Genomic DNA, 23024 nt, shown 5'->3' with positions numbered 1-23024 from the left:
GTGGCGGCGGGTGGCCGGCGCGGCGGGCGTGACAGGATGCGGCGTGCCCCCGTTCAGCGCCGTACCCCCCGGTGGCCTACCGCCATTCGTCGCGGACCTGCACATCCACTCGAAATACTCGCGCGCGTGCAGCCGTGACCTCACCCTGCCGAACCTCGCGTGGTGGGCCCGGCGTAAAGGCATCGGCCTGCTCGGCACCGGCGACTTCACCCACCCCGCCTGGTACGACCACCTGGCCGAGACGCTGCGCCCGGCCGAGCCGGGGCTCTACCGGCTCGACCCGGAGGCGGAACGGGACATCGCCCGGCGGCTGCCACCCCGGCTCGCCGGGACGGCGGAGGCGGATCCGGTCCGTTTCATGCTGAGCGTGGAGATCTCCACCATCTACAAGCGGGACGACCGGACCCGCAAGGTGCACCACCTGATCTACCTGCCGGATCTGGACGCGGTGGCCCGGTTCAACACCGCGCTCGGCCGGATCGGCAACCTCGGCTCCGACGGCCGGCCGATCCTCGGCCTGGACTCCCGGGACCTGCTGGAGATCACCCTGGAGGCCAGCCCGGAGGGCTACCTGGTGCCGGCGCACATCTGGACGCCGTGGTTCTCCGCGCTGGGCTCGAAGTCCGGCTTCGACGCGATCGCGGACTGCTACGCCGACCTGGCCGAGCACATCTTCGCCGTGGAGACCGGGCTCTCCTCCGACCCGGCGATGAACTGGCGGGTCGGCAGCCTGGACGGCTACCAGCTGGTGTCCAACTCGGACGCGCACTCGCCGCAGGCGCTCGGCCGGGAGGCGACAGTGCTGACCGCCGAACGTGACTACTTCGCCGTTCGGGAGGCGCTGCGTACCGGTGACGGCCTGGCCGGGACTATCGAGTTCTTCCCGGAGGAGGGCAAGTACCACGCGGACGGGCACCGGCTGTGTGGGATCAACTGGTCTCCGGAGCGCACCCGGGCCGCCGACGGGCGCTGCCCCGAGTGCGGCAAACCCCTCACCGTGGGTGTCCTCAGCCGGATCGAGGAGTTGGCCGACCGCCCGGACGGGCACCGGCCGGCGCACGCCCGGGACGTCACCCACCTGGTGCCGCTGGCCGAGATCCTCGGCGAGATCAACAAGGTGGGTGCCCGGTCGAAGAAGGTCGAGGGGCGGCTCAACGAGCTACTGGCCGCCCTCGGCCCCGAGCTGGAGATCCTGACCACGACACCGCTGAGCGACATCGCGCAGGCCGGTGGTGAGCTGCTCGCCGAGGGCATCGGGCGGCTGCGGCGCGGCGACGTGCGCCGGGTGCCCGGTTACGACGGCGAGTACGGCGTGATCACGCTCTTCGACCCGGCCGAGCTGGGCGCGCAGGAGACGCTGTTCGACGTACCGGTGCCGGCGCAGCGACGGCCCGCGGAGCCGGCTCCCCGGGTCGCGGCCAAGCGCCCGGCGGCTGCCAAGGCCGAGCCGAAGCGCAAGCCGATCCCGGCGCCCGCGCCGCCGATCGCGTCGCCGCCGTCTCCGCACGAACCGTTCGAGCCGATGCTCTCCGGCATGGAGGAGGTCGGCACCGGCCTGCTGGACCGGCTGGACGCCATGCAGCGGGTGGCCGCCTCCGCACCCGGCGGCCCGCTGCTCATCGTGGCCGGCCCGGGCACCGGCAAGACCCGGACGCTCACCCACCGGATCGCGTACCTCTGCGCGGAGCTGAACGTCTTTCCCGAGCGCTGCCTCGCGATCACGTTCACCCGCCGGGCCGCCGAGGAGCTGCGACACCGCCTCGACGGCCTGCTCGGCCCGGTCGCCGAGGACGTCACAGTGGGTACGTTCCACGCGCTGGGGTTGACCATCCTGCGGGAGAACGCCGACGCGGCCGGCCTCCCGGCTGACTTCCGGATCGCCGACGACGCCGAGCGGGCGGCAGCCCGCACCGAAGCCGGCGACGACAGCGCCGCCTACACCTCGCTGCTCCGTAAGCAGGACCTGGTCGACCTGGACGAACTTTTGACCCTGCCGGTGGAGCTGCTGCGGGCCGACCGGAAGTTGGTCGAGCGGTACCGGGACCGCTGGCGGTGGATCTTCGTCGACGAGTACCAGGACGTCGACGAGGTGCAGTACGAGTTGCTGCGGCTGCTCAGCCCCGCCGACGGCAACCTCTGCGCGATCGGCGACCCGGACCAGGCGATCTACTCGTTCCGGGGTGCCGACGTCGGATACTTCCTGCGCTTCTCCGAGGACTTCACCGACGCCCGGCTGGTCCGGCTCAACCGCAACTACCGATCGTCAGCCCCGATCCTGGCCGCCGCCGTGCAGGCCATCGCACCGTCCTCGCTGGTCCGGGGCCGACGCCTGGACCCGGCCCGGCTCGACCCGGAGGCGCCGCTGGTCGGGCGCTACCCGGCGGCGTCGGTGGCAGAGGAGGCCGACTTCGTGGTGCGTACCGTCGACGACCTGGTCGGTGGGCTGTCGCACCGCTCGCTGGACTCGGGTCGCATCGACGGCCGATCCACCTCGCTGTCGTTCTCCGACATCGCCGTGCTGTACCGGACCGACGCGCAGGCCGCCCCGATCGTGGACGCCCTGACCCGGGCGAACATCCCCGTACAGAAGCGTTCCCACGACCGGCTGCGGGATCGGCCCGGGGTGGCGGCCATCGCCCGCGAGCTACGGCACGCCGACGGTCTGGCCGGCTCGCTGGCCGCCCGGGTACGGCTGGCCGGTCAGGTGGTCGCCGAGCGGTTCGCCGTGCCCACCCTGGACGGCTCGGGCAGCACGGTCCGTCCCGAGGATGTCCGCTCGGCCGTGGACCTGCTGACCCCGCTGGCCCGACGCTGCGGCGACGACCTGGAGACCTTCCTGTCGCAGTTGGCAACCGGCGCGGAGGTGGACGCGCTCGACCCGCGCGCCGAGGCGGTCACGCTGCTCACCCTGCACGCCGCGAAGGGCCTGGAGTTTCCGGTGGTCTTCCTGGTCGGCGTCGAGGACGGGCTGCTGCCGCTGCGCTGGCCGGGCTCGACCCCTGATGAGGACGCCATCGCCGAGGAGCGCCGCCTCTTCTTCGTCGGCCTGACCCGGGCCCAGGACCGGTTGTACGTCAGTCACGCCGCCCGCCGCACCCGCCACGGCACCGAACGCGACTGCGCACCTTCCCCGTTCCTCGGCACCATCGACCCGGGCCTCTTCGAACGCTTCGGCGAAGCCGAACCCCGCCGCCCCAAAGACCGCCAACTCCGCCTGATCTGAGCAACCCGGGCGCCCCGGGCCCGCACCCGCGCTCGCCCTCGCCGTCGCGCCCGGGCCCGGGCCCGGGCCCGGGGCGAGGGCGAGGGCCTGGGCGGGTTAGGGGAGGAGGGCGGCGAGCCAGGCTCCGGCCAGTAGGGCCGGGCCGAGGGGCAGCAGGGTGTTCCGGTGCACCTTCCGGGCAGCGAGCAGACCGAGGACCAGGCCGCCGTGCAGCACATGGGGCAGGAGCAGCCCGGCCAGCAGGGCGTCCCGCCCCAACCAGCCGAGCGGCAGGCCGAGGACGGCGGCGAGTTTCACGTCCCCGAAGCCCAGCCGGGAGCGGGGCAGCAGGGCCAGCAGCACGTGTGCCCCGCCCGCGCCCGCCGCACCTCCCAGCGCTCCGAGCAGCCGGCCGGGAGTGCCGGACAGCAGTGCCGCGGCACTCAGACCCCCGAGGGCCAGCAGCCCGGCGGCGAGGACCAGCGGGTCGGGCAGCCGCAGACAGGCCAGGTCGACCCCGGCCAGCACCAACCCCACCGCCGCCACGGCGAGGAAGACCGGCAGCGCCGGATCGTCACCCACTGCGACGGCAAGGCCGACGAAGACGCTGGCCGCCACCATCGGGGCGACCCAGGGCCGTCGGACCGGCTGCGGCCCTGGAAACGCCCATGACCGGGCGTCCGCCGTGGCGAAGCGCCGCGACACCAGGGGTACGACGAGGCCGACCAGCGCGCCGAGCAACGCGATCGACACCAGTGCGGCGGCCGACATGGGCCGGACGTTACTGGCGGTCGCGCAACGGCGTGGCCCCCGATCGTGATCCCGTGCCCGGCCCACGCGGCCGTTCGGTGGTCACCACCACAGCGACGCCGGCGACGATGACAGCACCGCCGAGCACCACCTGCGAGGTGATCGGCTCGGCCACCAGCAGCGCGCCGAGCGCCACCGCGACCGCCGGGTTCACGTAGGCGTACGTCGACACCAGCGAGATCGGCGCGTTCTGCAGGAGCCAGACGTACGCGGTGAAGGCCACCAGCGAACCGGCCACCATGAGGTAACCGACCGCCAACCAGGACCGGATGCTGACCGCCGCCGGGTGGAAGTCGGCGAGTTCGCCGCGACCGGCGGCGACGACCGCCAGCACCAGCGCGCCGGCCAGCATCTCGTACACCGTGGCCACGAACGGGTCGGTGGGCATCCGGATCCGTCCGGACAGGAACGACCCGACCGACCACGAGGCGGCCGCCACCACCACTGTCAACGCCCCGAGCAGCGGCACCGCGGCCGAGCTGCCGCCGGGCAGCACCAGCAGGATGAGGCCGACGAAGCCCACGGTGACCCCGGCGATCGTCCAGATCGGCGGCCGGTCCCCGTTGGCCGAGCGCAACAGCACCACCAGCAGCGGCACCGTGGCCACCAGCAGCGCGGCGATCCCGGACGGCACCGCCACACCCGGCGGCCCCGATTCGGCGAGCACCACCAGGCCGTTGCCACCAGCGAGCAGGAGCACGCCGATCAACACGGCCGAGCCGAGTTGCCGTCGGTCCACCCGGAGCGCGCCGGGGCCTCGGCGCAGTCGGAGCACCACCGCCAGGATCAGGCCGGCCACGGCGAACCGGAGGGTGGCCGACAGCAGTGGAGGCAGCGTCTCCACGGCGATCCGGATGGCCAGGTAGGTCGACCCCCAGAGCAGGTAGACCACGATCAACGCGGTCCAGATCAGGGTCGGCGTGGTGCTGGCGCGACGGCCGTCGAGGGCCGTGACGCTCGGTGAAGGTGAGCTCATCAGTGGACCACGCTACGGTGACCTCGGAGCCCGCGTCGCGCTTTGGTGGCCGGCCTCTCACCACTCGTGCAGGAGGGCGGCATGACGAACTACGGACAACCGGGGGGTGGCCAACCGGGCCCGTGGCGTGGGCAGAGACCCGACGAAACGCCGGGTCACCGTGGGCAGCCCTACCCGCCGGCGCCGGAGCCCTACCCGCCGGCGGTTCCGTCGTACCCGCCCGCGCCGCAGGGACCACCCGGGCCGTACGGCGGCCCGCCCGCCCCGCCCTACGGTCCGGAGCCCCGGGCGCCCTACGGCGGCTCGTACCAGCCGACCCCGCCCTACGGCGGGCAGCCGTACCGGCCCGACGGCCCGTACGGCGAGGATCCGGCACCGCGCCGACGCGGCCAAGGGCCGCTGATCGCGGTACTGGCCGTCGTCCTGTTGGTGGTGGCCGTCGCCGGCGTGTTCTGGTTCCGCCGTGGGCAGAGCGATCCGGCGCCGGCAGCCGCGCCGAGCAGTTCGGCTGCCGCCGGTGAGCCCAGCGCGGACGTGGTCGAGCCCGCGCCGAGCGCCGCCGCGCCGGAGTCGTCGGCCGATCCCCGGTTCGCGAAGGTCGGCCAGTGCGTCCGCAACGACGGCACCGCCGGTGGCAAGCCCAAGCTGCTGATCAGCGGCTGCACCGCCAAGTCGTACGAGGTGCTGAGCCGGATCGACGGCCCGACCAGCGGCGAGCGGGATGCCGAGGCCAAGTGCGGCAAGGTCGAGGGCTACACCAACTGGTACTTCTTCGACAGTGAGCTGGACACTCTCGACTTCGTCCTCTGCCTCAAGCAACGCTGAGACCACCCACCCCCGGGGATGACATGACGACCTACGGACCTGCGGGTTCCGATCAGCCGGACGACTCGTACCAGCGCCCGCCCAGCGGGCCTGACAGCTCACCACCCGTCGACCCGACCCTGCCCCAGTGGAGCACCCCGCCGGCGGCGGAGGACCCGACCCGGCAGCAGTGGGGCCCGCCGCCGACCGACGCGGAACCGCCGACCGCACCCCTGTGGGCGCCGCCGCCCACCGATCCGGAGCCGCCCACCACGCCGATGTGGGCGCCGCCGCCCACCTCGGGCCCGGGATACCCACCGCCCGGGCCGTACCCACCGGCCGGCCCGACGCCGCCCACGTCGGGACCGGGATACCCACCGGCCGGGCCAACGCCGCCCACCTCAGGCCCGGGATACCCACCGCCCGGGCCGTTCCCACCGGCCGGCCCGATGCCCGGCCAGCCGGCCGGGCCGACACCGGGTCAGCCACCCGCGCCGTGGGGTCAGCAGCCGCCCGGCGGCTACGGGATGCCGCCGGCCGCACCGGTGAAGACCGGCCGCAACGTCGCTCTCATCATCACGGTGGTGGTGCTGCTCGTCCTCTGTCCGTGCCTCGGCCTGGCCGGTTGGGCGGTCTGGAAGCTTGCCGACGCCGGTAGCGACGCCGCGCGTGCCCCGTCCACGAGCGCCCCGGTCGTGCCACCCGCTCTGCCCAGCGACGCTCCGACGCCGGCCGCGCCGACTCCGGACGAGGAGTTCGCGCGGGGTGACTGCGTGGTGAACGACGGCAGTGAGGACGACGCGGAGCTGCGCAAGGTGCCGTGTGGTCCGAACACCTATCAGGTGCTGCTGCGAATTCCGGCGACCACCGACGGCGACCGGTGCGAGACGCTCGCGCCGCAGGCGACCGCGAACTACGTGCACGACAACTCGGTGGACCTGTTCGACTACGTGCTCTGTCTGAAGGAGCGGTAGCCCGATTCGGGAGCACCGGTAACCGATTGCCAAAACTAGGGCTGTCTAGCGTGGACGCTAGACAGCCCTAGTTTGTGGTCGACGGTTTCGACACGCCGGTAGCCCCATCTATCCATGTCTAGCCTCGCAGCTAGATGGCCCGATAATCTGCGATGCGTGGATCCGGTCCGCAACCCGTACGCGCCGGGCGCCGGCCAGCGTCCGCCCGAACTCGCCGGGCGGGGGCGGGAGTTGGACGTCTTCGACATCGTGCTCGAGCGCATCGCCAGGGGCCGACCCGAGCGCAGCCTGATGCTCACCGGGCTGCGGGGCGTCGGCAAGACGGTCCTGCTCAACACCCTCCGGTCGCAGGCGATCAACCGGCTCTGGGGCAGCGGCAAGATCGAGGCTCGACCGGACCAGTCGCTGCGTCGCCCGGTCGCCGCCGCGCTGCACATGGCGGTCCGGGAGCTCGCCCCCCGGCACCGCGCACCGGACCGGATCGACGCGTTCCTCGGCGTCCTGAAGGCGTTCGCCCAGCGGTCCACCCCGACCGGCCGGTCCGGCGCCGCCACCAAACTGCGCGACCGGTGGCAACCCGGCATCGACGTGCCGGCCGCCAGCGGCCGGGCCGATTCCGGCGACATCGAGATCGACCTGGTCGAGCTGTTCAGTGACGCCGCTGCCGTGGCCAGCGACGTCGGCACCGGCATCGCCATCTTCATCGACGAGATGCAGGATCTCGGCCCGGAGGACGTGTCCGCGCTCTGCGCCGCGTGCCACGAGCTGTCCCAGCTCGGCGCGCCGCTGATCGTCGTCGGCGCCGGCCTTCCGCACCTGCCGGCCGTGCTCAGCGCCGCCAAGTCGTACTCCGAACGGTTGTTCCGCTATCAACGCATCGACCGGCTGGACCGGATCGCCGCCGACCGGGCGCTCTGCGCGCCCGCCGAGCGCGAGGAGGTCGAGTACGAGCAGAAGGCCCTCGACCTGCTCTACGAGAAGTCCGGCGGCTACCCCTACTTCGTGCAGGCGTACGGCAAGGCGACCTGGGACCACGCGCCGCGCTCGCCGATCACCGCGGCCGACGTGCGGGTCGCCGCGCCCGAGGCGGAGGCCGAGCTGGCGGTCGGGTTCTTCGGGTCCCGGTTCGAACGGGCCACTCCCGCCGAACGCGAGTACATGCGGGCGATGGCCATGATGTCCGCGGTCGAGGGCGAGCCCGGCGCGGTGATTCGCGACGACATGGACGCCGCGGTGCCCACCGCGGAGATCGCCCGTGCCCTCGGCCGCAAGCCGGCGAGCCTCTCCCCAGCGCGGGACGCGCTCATCAAGAAGGGCTTGATCTACTCCGGGGAACGGGGCACTGTCGCCTTCACGGTTCCGCACTTCGGCCGTTACCTGCGGACCCAGCCGGCCTGACCGCCGATCACCGCGCCGACCAGGTCAGACCTTCGACCAGGGCGCCGGAAAGAGCACCTCACCGCGCGGCGGGGGGCCCTCCTCGCTGGTGGACGGCGGTAGCACCAGCGCCTGCCAGGGCTCACCGAGGCCGGCCCACGGGCCGGTCAGGCCCAGCTCACTCGCCGGGCCGAACCCGAACCGGCGGTAGAAGGCCGGGGCACCGAGGACGACGACGAGCCGCTCGCCCAGCTCGGTGGAGGCGTCCAGGGCGGCCTGCACGACAGCCGTGCCGTGCCCGACCCGCTGTCGGTGCGGCGCGACCGCCACCGGCCCGAGCGCCAGCACGGGTACGTCCGAGCCCCGCTCCGGCCGCAGCCGCACCCGGGTGAGCAGCGCGTAACCGACGACCTCACCGCCGTACTCGGCGACCATGGCCAGCTCCGGCAACCAGGCGGTGGTGTCGCGCAGCTCGTCGACCAGGTTGACCTCCGGTGGCGTCGCCACGTCCGGGCGGGCGAAGGCGGCGGCCAGTACGCGGCGGACCGGGCCGGCGTCGGCCGGATCCTCGGGGCGTAGCCGCAGCGTGGTCACCCGCGCGACGTTACCCGCCAGCACTCGTCCATCCGTGCCGGTCGCTCGATTCGGCGTGGCGTACGTGTACGAACACCAATCCGATCCTGCGGTTGCCGGGGTAGCAAACGCCGCGACGGGGTATGACTGATCCATGACGCCCGTACGCTCCCTCGCCCGCGCCATGCTGAGCGGCATCTTCGTGGTCAGCGGGTATCGCAACCTCCGCGACCCCGGCCGGCTGGCGGTGGCCGCGAAACCGGTGACCGACAAGGTCGCACCGATGCTGAAGAAGGCACACCCGAGCTTCCCCACCGACACCGAGACGTTGATCCGACTCAACGCGGCGGTGCAGGTCAGCGCGGGTCTGATGCTGGCCACCGGCCGGTTCAGCCGACCGGCGGCGCTGGTCCTCGCCGGCACGCTGGTGCCGGTGACCATCGCCGGGCATCCCTTCTGGAACAACGACGACCCGATCGCCAAGAACAACAATCAGATTCACGTCCTGAAGAACCTCGGGCTCCTCGGGGGTCTGCTGCTAGCCGCGGCGGACACCGGCGGCAAGCCGGGTCTGCGGTGGCGGACGGGCCATCGCATCGGCCACTCTCGACGTTCCATGCAGCGCGCGGTCCGGACGGCCCGACGCGAGGCCCGAATCGCTGTCCGCTCCGCGTCCACCGCACGTCGACTCCCCGGCTGACCTGCGTCGATCCGTCTCTGCCTCACCCCCACCCCCCGCTAAGGCCACGAATTACCTGAACCACCCGGTAGGCGTTAACGCGGTGGAAATGTCAAAAACATGTGTGGGATCGGACACGGTCGCATAACGCGGGAGGCACTGACGTGAGGCGCCGTTCTAGGCTCCGTGCAGGACCTGGACGGGTAGGACGACCTTGGTACGGGGGTGGCCACGCCATGCCGACGGCTGTCGGTAGACGGGCGGACCGCCTCGCCCCAATCCAACGTGTGTCGCGCGGGATCGACCGCGTGACGCGCGGGATCGATCGCAGGAACGTCGTACGGGGCGCCATCGTGGCCGCCGTCGCCTATGCCGCATGGTTCGCCATCGGCACCTTCGGGCGGCCGTACAACTTCTTCGACATGAAGATCTACCACGGTGCCGTGGTGTGGTGGGCGAGCGGTCACGAGCTCTACGAGTTCATCGCGCCCGGAACCACACTGGGGTTCACGTACCCACCCTTCGCCGGGTTGGTCATGCTGCCGATGGCGCAGCTGCCGATCGGCGCGGCCGGCATGGTCAACGCCGCCGCCAGCATCGCCGCGCTGGCGCTGGTCCTGGCCGGGCTGCTCCGACCCATCGTGGACCGGCTGGGGTGGCCACTGTGGTTCACGGTGGCCGTGGCGGTGCCGCTCGCGGTCGCCATCGAGCCAGGTCGGGAGACGCTCGGCTACGGCCAGGTCAACATCCTGCTGTTCGCCCTGATCATGGCTGACCTGATCGGCCTCCGCTGGCGGTCCCGCCGGGGCACCCACTACGCCGCCACCGACGGCCCGCTGCTGCGCTTCATCTACGGCGGGGCCTGGGCCGGGGCCGGTATCGGCCTCGCCACCGCGGTCAAGCTCACCCCCGCGCTGTTCATCGCCTACCTGCTGATCACCCGTCAGTGGCGGGTGGCGGCCACGGCCATCGGCACCACGATCGGCGTGACGGTGGCAACCTTTGCGATCGTCGGTGACGAGTCGCGGACCTACTTCGGCAGCGTGCTGTGGCAGACCGAACGGGTAGGCGCGGCGGACATGACGCCCAACCAGTCCCTCGCCGGTCTGCTCGCCCGGCTGTATGACTCCATCGAGACCCCGGGGCTGCTGTGGCTCGCCTTCTCGGTGCTGGTCCTGGCGCTGGGCCTGTCCCGGGCGGCCAGTTCCCGCGCCGACGGTGACGAGTTGACCGCCTTCACGCTTGTCGGTCTCACCGCTAACGTGATCAGCCCGATCTCCTGGACGCACCACCTGGTCTGGGTGATCCCGGCGATCATCGTGCTGGCCGACGCCGCGGTGCGTCGCCGCGAGGCGAGCCGGGGGATGCCGCAGCGCACCGGCCAGGGGCCGGCCTTCGGCGGTCTGCCCGGGGTCAACGGGCTGCGCCCGCCGATCTGGTACCCGACGCTGACCGGGCTCCGCCATGGCGTGGCCGCGATCGGGCTCTACCTGCTCTTCCTGATCTCGCCGATCTGGCCGTACGAACACCAACTGCCGGAGATGTCGCACTACCAGGACGGTCTGTTCGGCGCGCTGATGGAGAACTCGCTCGCGCTCGCGCTGATCCTGCTGGTCGCCGCGCTGCCCTGGCGGCCAGGCGCGGAGCCGGCGTTCTACGGCGACCGGCTCGCCCGGGCCGTGGTGGTCAACGGCCACCGCTGAGCGGTTAGGGGCAGTTGACCCATTCCTCGGTGCCGTCGGTGAAGACCTGCCGCTTCCAGATCGGCAGTCGCGCCTTGACCTCGTCGACCAGCCGGGCGCAGGCCGCGAAGGCCGCCGCCCGGTGCGCGGTGCTCACCGCGGCGACCAGCGCCACGTCCCCGATCGCGAGGGGGCCGACCCGGTGCGAGACCGCCACCGCGTAGACGTCGGGCTCCGCGGCGATCTCGGCGGCCACCTCGCGCAGCACCTGTGCGGCGCTCGGGTGCCCCTCGTACTCCAGGCTGGTGACCTGGCGTCCGTGGTCGTGGTCGCGGACCACGCCCTGGAAGGACACCACGGCGCCCGCCCGGCGGTCGGCGACCGCCGCCTCGTGCGTGGCGAGGTCGAGCGGCTGGTCGGTGACCTCGCCGAAGGTGATCGCTGGTGCGGTCACGACGCACGCTCCCCGGGAAACAACGGCAGTGGCGCCATCGGCACCCGGTCGCCCGGCTCACCGCTGGTGCCGGGTCGGATGACCGCGAACCCGTCCGCGCCGGCCAGGCCACGCAGCATCGCCGAACCGACGTGGCGGACCGGGGACGCGACGCCGGAGGCCCGGTCCAGTCGGACCAGCGCCAGATGGGTGTGGTCGCCGCGACCGGGCACCGCCTCGGCCAACGTGACCTGCGGCAGCACCGGCATCGACCGGCCTTGGAGACCGGCCAGCAGCGGGGCGACCAACGACACCAGCGCGACAATGGCGGACTGTGGGTTGCCCGGCAGCCCGGCCACGAACCGGGCGCGCCCGTCGGGGCCGGTCAACCGGGCCAGCAGCATCGGGAAACCAGGGCGGACGGCCACCGTGTTGACCACGTAGTCGGCGCCGAGCGCCTCCAGGGTGGGGTGCAGGTGGTCGACCGGGCCGTTCATGGTGCCGCCGGTGGTGCAGACCAGATCGGCGTTGGCCAGCGCCGAGCGCAGGGCCGCCACGTGCGCGGGCAGCGTGTCGGCCACCGGGCCGACCACGTCGGATGGGCGGACCTGGCAGCCGTACCGCCGCAACCACGCCGGCACGGCGGGCCCCAGCGCGTCGCGGACGCGACCGGCGGCGGGCGGACCCGCCGTCAGCAACTCGTCGCCGAAGACCAGCAGCGCGGCACGCGGCGCCCGCCGGACCCGCAGCGTGTCGTGCCCGCAGGCGGCCGCCAGGCCGATCACCGCCGGGTCGACAGGCGTGCCGGCCGGCAACAACTCCTCATCGGCGTACGCCTCCTCGCCGGGTTTCCGCCACTCGGGCGCCTCCCGGGGAACGCCGCTGACCAGGCCGTCGACGCTCGTCGACTCTTCCACGCGCAGCACGGCCGTCGCGCCCTCGGGCACCATCGCACCGGTCGCGATCTCGACTGTGGTGTCGTCCTCGGTGAGCGGCGCGGGGGTGTTGCCGGCCAGGACCCGGCCGACGACGCGCCACGGCCCACGGCCACGCACCGCCCAGCCATCGACGCTGGAGGTGGGGAACGCCGGCAGGTCGGTGCGGGTGGTCAACGGCTCGGCCAGGGTCGACCCGTCGGTGTCGACAAGTGGTCGGGCCACGGCGGGCAGCGCGGCGGCCAGGCCGACCGCGTAGACCCGCGAACGTGCTTCCTCCCACCCGGCTGGCGGGGGTGCGGCGACCCGATCCGCTGTGGGTGCGGTTTCCGTGCTCACCGACCGAGCCTATCGGCACGGACCGACACCCGCCCGGGCCTGGCGTGCACCGGTCAGGGGCCTGGCCGGTCACCGGTCAGTGGTCCCCGCCGCGGAGCTGGTCGACGGTGTGCCCGAGGATCGGCCCGAGAACGGCGAGGCCGTCCCGGGCGCCGCCGGTCGAGCCGGGCAGGTTGACCACCAGCATCCGGCCGGCGACCCCGGCCAGACCCCGGGACAGCACCGACGTCGGCACCCGGTCACGACTGTGCGCGCGGATCGCCTCGGCGATGCCGGGGATCTCGTAATCCAGCAGGCCCCGGGTCACGTCCGGGGTCCGATCCGACGGGGTCACCCCGGTGCCGCCGCTGGTCAGCACCACGTCGACACCGTCGGCGCGGGCGGCCCGCAGGGCATCGGCGACCGGCTCACCGTCGGGCACCACCACCGGGTCGTCGACCTGGCAGCCAAGCTCGCGCAGGCCGGCGACGAGCAGGGGCCCGCTGGTGTCGGCGTAGACACCTGCCGCAGCACGGTTGGAAGCGACGATCACCCGGGCCCGGATCACGGCCGGTCCTCCGGACGGACCCACTCGCCGGTCTTGCCGCCCTCCTTGCGCAGCACCCGGACCGCCTCCACCGAGGCCGCCGGGTCGACCGCCTTGACCATGTCGACCAGGGCGAGACCGGCGACGGCAACCGCCGTCAACGCCTCCATCTCGACCCCCGTCCGGTCCGCCGTGCGGGCGGTGGCCGTGATCTCCACGGTGTCGGCGGTCAGCCGCAGGTCGACGGTGACACCGTGCAGGGCGATCGGGTGACAGAGCGGGATCAGCTCCGGAGTGCGCTTGGCCCCCATGATCCCGGCCAGCCGCCCGACGGCCAACGCGTCGCCCTTTGGCAGCCCGTCGCGATGCAACAGGTCGATGACCTCTGGTGTGGTCCGTAAACGGCCGGCCGCGACGGCCAGCCGCCCCGTCACCGCCTTGCCGGAGACGTCGACCATGCGGGCCGCGCCGGCGCGATCGACGTGGCTGAGCTGGGCGGGTTCGGTCACGGTCGTGAGCCTATCGGTGCGGTACGACGGTGGTCGGAAGGAGCGGCGTCACGCTGACGACCGCGCCGGGTGCTGACGGCGCAACGGCCCGGACGCCGCTCCTCCCTCACCAGCCCGCCGTCGAGGTCGCTGGGGGGACCCGGCAGCAGGCGTGTGTCGACGACCCGGTTCTGCCCAGGGGCAGAACCTCCCCCGTTCGCCGATACGGCCGGTAAGTTACCGGGCCCGCCGATAAGAAATCGATAAACGACGTTCAGGCTGGTCGACGCCCGGTGACCAGGGTTGCGTCAGTCGGTCAGCTCGGCGAGGCGGCGTTCGGCCTCGAAACGCTCCGGCACGCCCATCCGTCGGAAGATCGCCAACGCCCGCTCCCAGTGCCGTCGGGCCTCGGCAGGGTCGATGCGGGCGAAGTGTTCAGCAAGCCCGGCCAGGGCCCGACCCTGCTCGTGTGGGTGTGCGATCCGAGTGGCCAACCGCAACGCCTCCTGGTGCACCTCGTACGCCACGTCACCTCGCCCCTGCGCGAGCAGGGTGCGCCCGAGCTCGTTCAGCGCGGCCGCCTCGACGTGTCGTTCCCCCGAACCGATCGACAGTTTCCGGGCCGCCTCATGCTCCTGCTGGGCCTCGACCAGACGACCCAGACTGCGAAAGGCCATCCCGAGATCGATGCGCACCTCGGCCTCGGCGTACCGGTGGCCGGTGCGCTCACGCAGGGCCAACGAGGCCAGGAGAATGCGGATCGCCTGCGGAAGGTCACCCATCCGGAGGCGTACGGCGCCGATGTGGCTGAGCGCGTTGAGCGTGTGGAAGTCGTCGGAGTTCGTCCGGGCCCAGGCCAGGTGCAGGCGGTGCATCCGCAACGCCTCTTCGTAACGCCCCAGCGCCATCAACGCTATGCCGAGATTCGGCAGCACCATCGGCACTCTGACGGCGCCGTACCCCTTGTAATCGCGCAGGCACTCCTGACCGACCGTCACCGCTTCGCTCAGATTGCCGCTCCACCAGTAGACGGCGGCGAGATTGGCGCGGTAACGCGCAGCGTTCAGCACGTCCTGCGAGTCTGTGGCGAGGGCGACAGCGCGGGTCAGATGGTGCAGCGCAGCCCGGTTGTCGCCGGTCCGAACGTAGCCGGAGGCGAGGTAGTTGTTCACAAGTGCCGTCGCGCCGACGTCCCCGGACGCCTCCGCTGCGATCAGCGCGTGCCGCTGGGTGGTGATGATGTCCTCGAAGTATCCACGGATGTAGCAGAATCGCCAGAGGGCACGGGCCAGTCGCCAGGAGTGCTCGTAGAAGCCCTCGTCAAGCGCTGCCCTCACCATCGTCACCAGGTCCGTCCGCTTTATCTCCAACAAGTCGGCGGTGGGCTCCCCGATCGCCTCAATCAACTCGGGCCGCCCATAGGGGAGGTGCGTGAGGTGAGATCCCATGTCGTCAAACTCCAGCGTCTTGGCGACCCGCAGTGCCACCTCCAGAGTGAAGTCGAACAGGCGGGCGAGCCCGGCCTTCCGGTCGCTCGCGGAGTCGGTACGCAAGCACAGTTCGACCGAGTACTGCCGTATCAGGTCGTGCAGTCGATATCGGGCCGATTCCAGGTCCTCCACCAGGTTCCGGTCCACGAGGTCGTCGAGCGCCGCGCGAGCTTCCGCGATCGCCAGACCGGTCAGCGCGGCGACTGCGGGCGGGCCGAAGCGCCTGCCGGGATACAGGCCCAGGAATCGGAAGACCCGTTTGGTCGAACTCGGCAGCGGCTCATAGGAGGCGGCGAAGGCCCCGGTGACAGTGCTGTCTTCCTGGGCCAGATGGTGCAGCAGCGGAACGTCGCCAGTCATCTGCTTGACCAGGTCCGCCAACCGCCAGCCGCGCCGATGCGCCAGTCTGGCTCCGGCCAGCCGAATCGCCAGCGGAAGGTACCCGCACCGACGCACCACCTCGGCGGCCGCCTCCGGCTCGGCTTCGGCCCGGTCCCGGCCGACGCTCAGGCTGAGCAGATCGACGCTCTCTTGCAGGTTCAGCAGCGGCAGTGTCTGCGAGGGCCCGGCATCCGGGTGGGACAGCCGCCGCCTCGAGGTCACCAGCACGACGGTGGTCGGCTCGGCGGGCAGCAGGGGCATGATCTGCTCGCTGCTCGCCGCGTTGTCGAGCACCACCACCGAACGCCGGTGGGCCAGCTCCTGGCGCCACAACTCCACCCTGTCGTCGAACTCGATGGGAATCCGGCCTGCCGGAACGCCCAACTGTCGTAGCAGGGTGACCAGCGCACTCGCCGGCTCGACCCTGTTCTTGTCGCCGTGCCCGCACAGGTCGATGAAGAGCGCGCCGTCCGGATATCGACTGGACAGCCGGCGGGCCAGGTGTACGGCAAGGGTCGTCTTGCCGCTACCCGCCATGCCATCGATGATGTGTACGGCCGGCACCCGGTCCTCGACCCTCAAAGTCTCCGCCAGCAGCCGCGACACCACGTCCTCCCGGCCGACGAAGTCGGTGACCGCGCGGGGAAGGTGATCCACCAGGTCGGGCCACTGTGCTCTTTCCGGGGCCGCCGCGCCAACCCGGGACAGTGCGTTCGGGCCAGGGCGAGCGCTCTGGCCAGCTGGAAGGGGTCTGGCGTGGTTGGTCGGGTGCCGGGATGGCGCCGCCGCGACGATCGTGCGGTGGAGCGCCTGAAGGTCGGAGCCCGGGAGGACGCCAAGCTCGGCCATCAGCCTGGTCCGGACCTCGTCGCACGCGACGAGCGCGCCCACCTGGTCGCCGCGCTCGTACAGCGCCCGCACGAGAAGGACGTACGCCGGTTCCCGGAGGGGATGACGGACGATGGCCTCTCGTAGCAGGGGGATCGCCAGGTCGCCCCGTCCCGTCCGCAGCTGCGCGTCGGCCAGGAGTTCCACTGCCAACAGGCGCTCCTCCTCGGCGGCCACCACGCGCGCGCTGAGCATGGGCCCGAGCGACATGCCGGCGAGCATCGCCCCACGCCAGCGCGACACGGCGGACCCCAACAGTTCCAGGGCGCGATCCAGGTCGCCGACCATCAGGGCTTCCCGGCCCGCGGCGCACTCCATCTCGAAGCGAAATACGTCTATAGCTTCCGGCGCCAGGTTGAGCCGATAACCGCTTTGCTGCCTGACGATGACGTCCTTGCCAGACTCGAAAGCCTCGAAGGCTCGGCGCAGATTGGCGGCGTAGGTCCGTGCGTTCGCCACCGCAGAGCGTGGCGGTCCATCTGACCACAGCTCGTCGACCAGGTCGTCGAGAGTCACCAGTTGCCCCGGTTGGACCGCGAGCATCGCGAAGACAGCCTGCTGTTTGGGCGTACCAAGGTGCAGCTTGCGAGCGGGCAGTTGCACCGAGAGGCCGCCCAGAAGTTGAATCTCCACCCGTCCCCCTGCTCCAGCGGGGTATTCAGCCGATCACGCAACGAAGCTTACGGGCACCGGTCGTAACGTCCGACGCCAATCAAGCGGCCGGCGCCGACGCTCCCATCCTCGGCAGCGGCCCGCAGGACCGACGCGTGCAATGCGAACATTGCAAGAACCGTCTGTGTCCTCAGCGTTCTCGGCTCCTGTCGCATCACGGAAAGAAGGAGCGAAAGCCCTCAACTACTGGTTTCCGCACGCCGTCGGCCCCGACCTCGGGAAGGGCACGAGCCAGTGCCACCATCAATGCCCATCTGCGAACGGTTGCGCCCGTAGTCGACGAAGGAGACTCCTGGCTGAAGCTGACGAGCGGTTGACCGAATCGGCGGATGAGTTGCGGCACCCCAGCGCCCACACTGAGAGGCGCGGTCTAATCAGCCGGTACGGCTCGCGACATTCCGCAACGGACCGGATGCAACAGGCGAGCATCCCAGCGCTCTCCGCACCGGAACGCAAACAGAATGTCACTTATGCGCACAGGATTAACTAATGTTGAGGATAACGACATTTATCATCCCTAACTAGGGCCAACCCCATTTAAGCTCCATTCGTAGAGAGTCGGCTCCATCGGAGCCCGACAACCACACGAAGGAGAGGGTGGGTGAAATGCGCGGAAACGAGTGGGGCTGACATCGGTGCAGGACTTCTGCATCGCTCGGCGATATGGTTACGAGCAGGACGGGCGAGGTAATCCAGGAGTTGCGTGGCCTCTTCACAACGACGCGATGACGGGACCGATCGACGGCTACGGCTGATCGTCGGTCTCCTCGTCGTTGCTGCCACGATCGTTGCGGTCGCCTCCCTGAGACTGACCTTCCCCGCGGTCAAGGCTCCGACACCCGACGGAGCAACCCTGGTAACGCTGACCGCCATGATCGCCTTAGGTGCGTTCGTCAAGACACGCGTACGTGTCCGGTCCACGGTGCACCTGATCAGTTGGAGCGAGGCAGCGATCGTCATTGCGGCTGCCATCGCCCCCGTCTCCTGGGTGGTGCTCTGCACCTGCATCGGGATCACCATCGCCTCGGCTCGGCTACCACCGATCAAGCTGGCCTTCGGCGTCGGCAAGAACATCCTCGTCGCGGCCGGGGCCGGCATTGCCTTCGCACTGCTCGGTTGGACCTGGCCTGCCATGCAGGCCCCGCAGCTGGTGGGGATCCTGTCGGTCGCGTACCTCCTCGCCGCCCTCCTCGACGAACTGCTGGCGATCCCCGTGATCGCGCTCGCCTCCGGCACCAAAATCTCGACTCAGTTCCGCAGCAACCTGGATCTTCGCCTGGCCGGCTACGCGGTCCGGTTCGTGGTGGCGGCCCTGACCCTGCTCACCCTCCAGATGGACCCACGGCTCCTGCTCGCCGTCCCGCCACTGGTCCTGAGCCTGCACCTGGCCTACTCCGCACGCATTCGAGGCCGCACCGAACAGCAGGCGTGGCAGCGGCTGGCCCGCACCACCGACGCGCTCAACGTGGTCGACCTGGACAACGTCCTCACCACCGCCGTCACCCAGGCCGCCGAGTTGTTCTCCGCCGACGAGGTCGAGATCGAGTTGCGCGACGGCGGCCGCACCGTGCGCGGTGGCACCGGCGGCATCACCTTCGACGGCCCGACCGGCACGCCCACCGACGTGGACGGCACGATCGTCCCCGCGCCGCTCGAAGGACATGACCGGACCGTCGACGTCGGCATGCTCCGACTGCGCTTCCGCGGCCCGGTGCAGCTCTCCGAACGGGAGCAGTACACCCTGCGCACCTTTGCCTCCGCGCTCTGCACGGCCGTCCGCAACGCCCAGGCGTACGCCGAACTGGCCCGGGTCGCCGACGAGCACGCGTACGCGGCCTCGCACGACGCGCTGACCGGCCTGGCCAACCGCCGACACCTCCTCGACGAGGGCACCGAGCAGTTGAGCACCCGGCACGCCGACGGGGTGACCGCGCTGGTGCTGATCGACCTCAACCACTTCAAGGAGGTCAACGACACGCTCGGGCATGCCGCCGGCGACCAGGTGCTGGTGCAGGTGGCCGACCGGTTGCGGGATGCGGCCCAGGCGACCGACCTGGTGGCCCGCCTCGGGGGCGACGAGTTCGCCGTACTCCTGCGGGGTCTGCCGGCCCCGGCGGTGGCCGCGCACCGGGCCGAGACGCTGCTCGCCGCCCTGCACGAGCCGTTCGAGTTGGACGGCATGCGAATCAGCGTCGAGGCCAGCGGCGGGATATCCGGCGCCCCGTCCAACGGCGGCATGGCCGAGCTGCTGCGCCGCGCAGACGTGGCCATGTACCAGGCGAAGCGGGCCGGGCAGCGGATCTCGACGTACGCCCCGACCCGGGACACCGCCGACCTCGGTCGCCTCACCCTCGGCGGTGACCTGCCGCGCGCGGTCGCCGACCACGAGTTCGTCGTCAACTTCCAACCGATCGTCGACCTGGGCACCGGCGAGGTGACCAGCGCGGAGGCGTTGGCCCGCTGGCACCACCCCACCCACGGCATGATCGACCCGCTGCGCTTCCTGGAGGCGGTGGAACGTTCGGGCCTGCTACCGGCCTTCGCCGAGGCGATCCTCGACCAGGCGCTGACCGCGGCTGTCAGTTGGCGCGACGCCGGCTTCGACGTACCGGTCGCGGTGAACGTGTCACCACGCAGCCTGCTCGACGCGCGGTTCCCCGGCTCGGTCCTGGCCCGCCTGCGCGCCCACGACCTGCCACCGGACCGGCTGGTCCTGGAGCTGACCGAGACGCTGACCCTCAGCCAACTCGACGTGGTCGACCGGGTGCTCAGCCGGCTCCGTGACGAGGGAGTCCGGTTGGCGTTGGACGACTTCGGCACCGGCTACTCCTCCCTCTCGCTGCTCTCCCGGATCCCGGTACACGAGCTGAAGATCGACCGGAGCTTCGTGACGACGATGGAGAGTTCGGCGGAGGCCGCCGCCGTCATCCGTTCCACCCTCGACCTGGGTCGCAGCCTCGACCTGGACGTGGTGGCCGAGGGGGTGGAGAGCGAGCCGCAGCGGCGCGCCCTCTGGGAATTGGGCTGCGTCGCCGGCCAGGGGCACCTGTTCGCCCGGCCGGTGCCGTCCGGCACCCTGCTCGCGGCGATGCAGCGCGGCTCGGGGGGCCGGCCAGGCACGCTGGCCGCGCCACTGCACGACGCCGGGGCGGTGATCCGGTTGAGCCAGAACCGCCGCCAGGCCGGCCGTTCCAGGCCCGACCGGCTGCCACACCTGCCCGCCTGAGCAGGCGTCGGCCCGCTGCGCGGACAGCCCCGTCTGCCAGACTGTCGCGCGTGATCGTCGACGACCCGACCGCCCGCCGCCGCTGGCACTGGCGGACGCTCGACAACGCGGCCGGCGGACTCGCCCTCGACCTTGGCCTCTACGCCGTCTCGGCAGCCTTCGCCGCGATCACCGCGGTCACGTCGACACTGCTGCCGCACCGCGCCTGGGGCGCGGTCGCCGCCGTCGGCTACCTGCTCGCAACGCTGACGGTGATCGCCCAACTCCTGCTGCGTCGACGCTCACCGACCTCCCGGCTGGCCGGTCTGCCGGCCCGCTGGGTGGTCACCGGTCTCGCCTGGGCGGCCAGCACACTGCTGCCCCTGGCCTGGCAGAGCATCGACCGGGCCGGCGGGCGCACCGACCGCGCCCAGGAGGAGGTGCTGGTCGTGGAGCACGCCGGCAGCCGCCTCCTGGAGCACGGCACGCCCTACCTCGGACCCGACGCCATCGCCTCCCTGCCACCCGGCGAGCAACTGATGGGCTACACCCCGTACCAGCCCGGCATGGCGATGTTCGGCCTGCCCAGAGCACTGCTCGACACCTGGTGGACCGACTCCCGGGTCTGGTTCGCGGTGGGCACCGCGCTGGCGCTCGCCCTGGCCGTGGCCGCCCTGCGCGGAACACCTGCCACCACGGGCCAGGCCACCGCCCGCGAGGCCACCGCCACCGCTGCCCACTGGCGGGACGCCGCCCTGCTGCGCGGTGTGCAGGCCGCCACCGTACTGCCGATCTGCGCCCTCACCCTCGCCACCGGCGGCGACGACCTACCCGTACTCGCGCTCTGCCTGCTGGCCCTCGCGTTCGCCGCCGCCGACCGACCCGGCCGGGCCGGCCTCGCGGTCGGGCTCGCCGGCGCGCTGAAGTTGTTCGCCTGGCCGGTCGCCCTGGTCCTGATCGTCTGGGGTCTGACCCGGCGCGCCGGCACCCGGGTCGCCGTCGGGGCCATCGGCCTACCCGTCGCCGCACTACTGCCGGCGCTGCTGGTGGACCGCGACGCCCTCACCGAGAACGTGCTGCGTTTCCCCCTCGGCCACGGGCTGGTCACCAGCCCCGCGCAGTCCCCGTTTCCCGGCTACCTGATCGCCAGCGCGCTGCCCGCCGGCCGGCTGATCGCCGCCGCGCTGCTGGTCGCCGCCGGAGTGGCCATCGCCGTCCGGCTCGCCCGCCGCCCGCCCCGCACCGCCGTCGCCGCAGCGCTCATCTGCGGGTACGGGCTGCTCGCCGCCATCGCCCTGATGCCCACCACCCGCTTCGGCTACCTGCTGTACCCGCTGGCCCTGCTGACCTGGGCCCCGGCCCTGCACCGCCCGGTCGACACGGCGACCGCCACGGTCCCCGACCGGTCCGGTCGGGCCACTTCGGCGTAACTTCCGAGCGGAACGGCGTGTCAGGGCGTAAACCTGAAGGCATGACGACGTACCGCGACCGGGCCGACGCGGGCCGGGTGCTCTCCGAACGGCTCACCGCACTCATCGGCGAACCGGACGTCGTCGTCCTCGGCCTCGTCCGCGGCGGCGTGCCGGTCGCCCGGGTCGTCGCCGAACGGCTCGGCGCGCCACTGGACGTGCTCGTCGTCCGCAAGCTCGGCATGCCGTGGGCCCGGGAGGTCGCCTTCGGCGCCCTCGGTCCGGGCGGTGTCCAGGTGCTCAACGACGCGGTGGCCAGCCGACTCAGCAGCGACGACATCGCCGAGGTCCGCCACCGGGAGCAGGCCGAGTTGGAACGCCGGGAACGGCTCTACCGGGGCGACCGCCCACAGCTGGACCTCACCGGGCGGACCGCCGTGATCGTCGACGACGGCCTCGCCACCGGCGCGACCGCCCGCGTCGCCGTCGAGGTCGCCCGCCACCTCGGTGCGCACCGGGTCGTGGTCGCGGTCCCGGTCGGCGCGCAGGAGGCGTACGAACTGCTCGCCGCCGAGGCCGACCAGGTCCTCTGTGCCCAACGTCCAGCGGACTTCGGCGCGGTGAGCGTCTACTACGACGACTTCCACGAGGTGTCCGACGAAGAAGTCACCGAGGCGCTCACAGCAACTGCATAGGTCCACCGGGTACCGTCGGGCGATGAGTAGCCTCACCTGTCCCAAATGTCACGGAGAAATGCGCCAGTACGAGCGCAGCGGCGTCGTCATCGACCAGTGCGGGGAGTGCCGAGGCATCTTCCTGGACCGCGGCGAGTTGGAGAAGCTGTTCGAGGCGGAGGCCAACTGGAGCCGCCAACAGACCGGAGGCGCACCAGGGCAGCCCGCGCAGCAGCCGGCCGGCTACCCGCCCCCGCCGCCCCCGCCGCACCAGCCCGGTTACGGTGCCGTCCCGCCGCCGCCCCCGCCCGCCCACGGCTACCCGCCGCAGCCGGCCTACGGTCACCAGCAGCAGCACCACGGCTACCACGGCCACTACCGGCAGAAGAAGCGCAAGGGCTTCCTCGACGAGATGTTCGGCTGATCCAGGGCCGACGTTCCGCCCGGGTCGATCCACGTGTCGGCCCGGGCGCACCACCCGGGCCATTGATCGTTGGCGGGCGCGAT

At 71.8% G+C, this 23024-nt stretch carries 17 protein-coding genes and 1 pseudogene; 10 read left to right on the top strand and 8 right to left on the bottom strand.

Annotated elements, in window-relative coordinates:
• Positions 1-43 precede the first annotated feature (43 nt).
• Positions 44-3223, top strand: coding sequence for a UvrD-helicase domain-containing protein (locus tag ABZU74_RS03190; RefSeq protein ID WP_355417816.1), 3180 nt, complete (start codon positions 44-46; stop codon positions 3221-3223).
• A 96-nt stretch (positions 3224-3319) separates the two neighbouring features.
• On the opposite strand, the gene ABZU74_RS03185 is transcribed toward ABZU74_RS03190, so the two are convergent.
• Positions 3320-3973, bottom strand: coding sequence for a prepilin peptidase (locus ABZU74_RS03185; RefSeq protein ID WP_355417813.1), 654 nt, complete (start codon positions 3971-3973; stop codon positions 3320-3322).
• A 10-nt stretch (positions 3974-3983) separates the two neighbouring features.
• Positions 3984-4988 (bottom strand): EamA family transporter, encoded by a 1005-nt coding sequence (locus ABZU74_RS03180; protein ID WP_355417810.1) that lies wholly within the window; start codon positions 4986-4988, stop codon positions 3984-3986.
• Positions 4989-5345: 357 nt separating this feature from the next.
• On the opposite strand from ABZU74_RS03180, the pseudogene ABZU74_RS03175 reads away from it, so the two are divergent.
• From ABZU74_RS03175 to ABZU74_RS03165, 3 genes and pseudogenes are all read left to right on the top strand, one after another.
• Positions 5346-5813 (top strand): annotated as a pseudogene (locus tag ABZU74_RS03175) (hypothetical protein); the annotation flags it as partial.
• A 506-nt stretch (positions 5814-6319) separates the two neighbouring features.
• Complete coding sequence (locus ABZU74_RS03170) at positions 6320-6766, top strand: hypothetical protein (RefSeq protein ID WP_355418243.1); 447 nt, start codon at positions 6320-6322, stop codon at positions 6764-6766.
• A gap of 156 nt (positions 6767-6922) precedes the next feature.
• On the top strand, positions 6923-8164 hold the full coding sequence (locus tag ABZU74_RS03165; protein WP_355417807.1) for an ATP-binding protein: 1242 nt from the start codon (positions 6923-6925) through the stop codon (positions 8162-8164).
• 24 nt (positions 8165-8188) lie between these two features.
• Here ABZU74_RS03165 and ABZU74_RS03160 read toward each other — a convergent pair whose 3' ends face one another.
• Positions 8189-8737 (bottom strand): N-acetyltransferase, encoded by a 549-nt coding sequence (locus ABZU74_RS03160; RefSeq protein WP_355417804.1) that lies wholly within the window; start codon positions 8735-8737, stop codon positions 8189-8191.
• Between the two features lie 133 nt (positions 8738-8870).
• Here ABZU74_RS03160 and ABZU74_RS03155 point away from each other — a divergent pair, with 133 nt between their 5' ends.
• A complete protein-coding gene (locus ABZU74_RS03155; RefSeq protein WP_355417801.1) occupies positions 8871-9416 on the top strand; it encodes a DoxX family protein in 546 nt (181 codons plus the stop codon).
• Positions 9417-9631: 215 nt separating this feature from the next.
• Positions 9632-11098 (top strand): glycosyltransferase 87 family protein, encoded by a 1467-nt coding sequence (locus ABZU74_RS03150; RefSeq protein ID WP_355417798.1) that lies wholly within the window; start codon positions 9632-9634, stop codon positions 11096-11098.
• 4 nt (positions 11099-11102) lie between these two features.
• Here the strand turns inward: ABZU74_RS03150 and ABZU74_RS03145 are convergent, their stop codons facing one another.
• The 5 genes from ABZU74_RS03145 to ABZU74_RS03125 form a co-directional block, all read right to left on the bottom strand.
• Complete coding sequence (locus ABZU74_RS03145) at positions 11103-11531, bottom strand: molybdenum cofactor biosynthesis protein MoaE (RefSeq protein ID WP_130405760.1); 429 nt, start codon at positions 11529-11531, stop codon at positions 11103-11105.
• Positions 11528-12784: a molybdopterin molybdotransferase MoeA gene (locus ABZU74_RS03140; RefSeq protein WP_355417794.1), complete on the bottom strand. Its 1257-nt coding sequence runs from the start codon at positions 12782-12784 to the stop codon at positions 11528-11530. Before ABZU74_RS03140 ends, ABZU74_RS03145 begins: the two co-directional genes overlap by 4 nt.
• Positions 12785-12860: 76 nt before the next feature.
• Positions 12861-13331 (bottom strand): MogA/MoaB family molybdenum cofactor biosynthesis protein, encoded by a 471-nt coding sequence (locus tag ABZU74_RS03135; RefSeq protein WP_355417791.1) that lies wholly within the window; start codon positions 13329-13331, stop codon positions 12861-12863.
• Entirely contained in the window at positions 13328-13819 is a 492-nt protein-coding gene (moaC, locus tag ABZU74_RS03130) for a cyclic pyranopterin monophosphate synthase MoaC (protein ID WP_355417788.1), read from the bottom strand. Before moaC ends, ABZU74_RS03135 begins: the two co-directional genes overlap by 4 nt.
• Positions 13820-14106: 287 nt before the next feature.
• On the bottom strand, positions 14107-17190 hold the full coding sequence (locus ABZU74_RS03125) for a BTAD domain-containing putative transcriptional regulator (protein ID WP_355417785.1): 3084 nt from the start codon (positions 17188-17190) through the stop codon (positions 14107-14109).
• Positions 17191-17932: 742 nt separating this feature from the next.
• Here ABZU74_RS03125 and ABZU74_RS03120 point away from each other — a divergent pair.
• The 4 genes from ABZU74_RS03120 to ABZU74_RS03105 are packed head-to-tail and all read left to right on the top strand — an operon-like array spanning position 17933 to position 22941.
• Positions 17933-20455, top strand: a complete 2523-nt coding sequence (locus ABZU74_RS03120; protein WP_355417782.1) for a bifunctional diguanylate cyclase/phosphodiesterase — start codon at positions 17933-17935, stop codon at positions 20453-20455.
• A gap of 50 nt (positions 20456-20505) precedes the next feature.
• Positions 20506-21864 (top strand): glycosyltransferase family 87 protein, encoded by a 1359-nt coding sequence (locus tag ABZU74_RS03115; RefSeq protein ID WP_355417779.1) that lies wholly within the window; start codon positions 20506-20508, stop codon positions 21862-21864.
• A gap of 41 nt (positions 21865-21905) precedes the next feature.
• The gene (locus ABZU74_RS03110; RefSeq protein ID WP_355417776.1) at positions 21906-22538 is read left to right on the top strand and encodes a phosphoribosyltransferase; all 633 of its coding nucleotides are present in this window, start codon (positions 21906-21908) and stop codon (positions 22536-22538) included.
• A 22-nt stretch (positions 22539-22560) separates the two neighbouring features.
• On the top strand, positions 22561-22941 hold the full coding sequence (locus ABZU74_RS03105) for a zf-TFIIB domain-containing protein (protein WP_238670049.1): 381 nt from the start codon (positions 22561-22563) through the stop codon (positions 22939-22941).
• Positions 22942-23024 lie beyond the last annotated feature (83 nt).

The sequence above is a fragment of the Micromonospora sp. NPDC005171 genome (assembly GCF_040608575.1).
Lineage (GTDB): Bacteria > Actinomycetota > Actinomycetes > Mycobacteriales > Micromonosporaceae > Micromonospora.
This window is presented reverse-complemented; position numbering and strand designations above follow the sequence as displayed.

Bases quoted from the DNA above. Each gene is read 5' to 3' on its own strand.
- ABZU74_RS03185 (WP_355417813.1), bottom strand. From the start codon at position 3,973: ATGTCGGCCGCCGCACTGGTGTCGATCGCGTTGCTCGGCGCGCTGGTC.
- ABZU74_RS03180 (WP_355417810.1), bottom strand. From the start codon at position 4,988: ATGAGCTCACCTTCACCGAGCGTCACGGCCCTCGACGGCCGTCGCGCC.
- ABZU74_RS03170 (WP_355418243.1), top strand. From the start codon at position 6,320: ATGCCGCCGGCCGCACCGGTGAAGACCGGCCGCAACGTCGCTCTCATC.
- ABZU74_RS03155 (WP_355417801.1), top strand. From the start codon at position 8,871: ATGACGCCCGTACGCTCCCTCGCCCGCGCCATGCTGAGCGGCATCTTC.
- ABZU74_RS03150 (WP_355417798.1), top strand. From the start codon at position 9,632: ATGCCGACGGCTGTCGGTAGACGGGCGGACCGCCTCGCCCCAATCCAA.
- ABZU74_RS03110 (WP_355417776.1), top strand. From the start codon at position 21,906: ATGACGACGTACCGCGACCGGGCCGACGCGGGCCGGGTGCTCTCCGAA.
- ABZU74_RS03105 (WP_238670049.1), top strand. From the start codon at position 22,561: ATGAGTAGCCTCACCTGTCCCAAATGTCACGGAGAAATGCGCCAGTAC.